We start from the raw sequence: 1,523 nt of genomic DNA, 5'->3' as shown, positions 1-1,523 counted from the left end.
AACACAGTGGACGCGAGCAACTGAGGACAAGCCCTCGGCCTATTAGTACCAGTCACCTCCACCCGTTACCGGGCTTCCAGATCTGGCCTATCAACCCAGTCGTCTACTGGGAGCCTTAACCCCTCAAAGGGGGTGGGAATACTCATCTCGAAGCAGGCTTCCCGCTTAGATGCTTTCAGCGGTTATCCTTTCCGAACGTAGCCAACCAGCCATGCCCTTGGCAGGACAACTGGCACACCAGAGGTTCGTCCGTCCCGGTCCTCTCGTACTAGGGACAGCCCTTCTCAATATTCCTACGCGCACAGAGGATAGGGACCGAACTGTCTCACGACGTTCTAAACCCAGCTCGCGTACCGCTTTAATGGGCGAACAGCCCAACCCTTGGGACCGACTCCAGCCCCAGGATGCGACGAGCCGACATCGAGGTGCCAAACCATCCCGTCGATATGGACTCTTGGGGAAGATCAGCCTGTTATCCCCGGGGTACCTTTTATCCGTTGAGCGACGGCGCTTCCACAAGCCACCGCCGGATCACTAGTCCCGACTTTCGTCCCTGCTCGACCCGTCGGTCTCACAGTCAAGCTCCCTTGTGCACTTACACTCAACACCTGATTACCAACCAGGCTGAGGGAACCTTTGGGCGCCTCCGTTACTCTTTGGGAGGCAACCGCCCCAGTTAAACTACCCATCAGACACTGTCCCTGATCCGGATCACGGACCGAGGTTAGACATCCAGCACGACCAGAGTGGTATTTCAACGGCGACTCCACGAACACTGGCGTGCCCGCTTCAAAGTCTCCCACCTATCCTACACAAGCCGAACCGAACACCAATATCAAACTGTAGTAAAGGTCCCGGGGTCTTTCCGTCCTTCTGCGCGAAACGAGCATCTTTACTCGTAGTGCAATTTCACCGGGCCTATGGTTGAGACAGTCGAGAAGTCGTTACGCCATTCGTGCAGGTCGGAACTTACCCGACAAGGAATTTCGCTACCTTAGGATGGTTATAGTTACCACCGCCGTTTACTGGCGCTTAAGTTCTCAGCTTCGCACACCCGAAAGTGCACTAACCGGTCCCCTTAACGTTCCAGCACCGGGCAGGCGTCAGTCCGTATACATCGCCTTACGGCTTCGCACGGACCTGTGTTTTTAGTAAACAGTCGCTTCTCGCTGGTCTCTGCGGCCACCCCCAGCTCACGGAGTAAATCCGATCACCGGTGATGGCCCCCCTTCTCCCGAAGTTACGGGGGCATTTTGCCGAGTTCCTTAACCATAGTTCACCCGAACGCCTCGGTATTCTCTACCTGACTACCTGAGTCGGTTTAGGGTACGGGCCGCCATGAAACTCGCTAGAGGCTTTTCTCGACAGCATAGGATCATCCACTTCACCACAATCGGCTCGGCATCAGGTCTCAGCCACATGTACGACGGATTTACCTATCGCACGGCCTACACCCTTACCCCGGGACAACCACCGCCCGGGCTGGACTACCTTCCTGCGTCACCCCATCACTCACCTACTAC

Annotated in this window: 1 rRNA gene; it reads right to left on the bottom strand. The window is 56.1% G+C overall.

Annotation, left to right across the window (positions count from 1 at the left end):
* Nucleotides 1-22 precede the first annotated feature (22 nt).
* Nucleotides 23-1,523: ribosomal RNA gene (locus AB0N81_RS41955) — 23S ribosomal RNA — on the bottom strand; the annotation flags it as partial.

This window comes from Streptomyces sp. NPDC093510 (assembly GCF_040683555.1).
Taxonomy (GTDB): domain Bacteria; phylum Actinomycetota; class Actinomycetes; order Streptomycetales; family Streptomycetaceae; genus Streptomyces.
The sequence above is the reverse complement of the archived record's forward strand: the minus strand, read 5'-3'. Positions and strand labels throughout refer to the sequence as shown.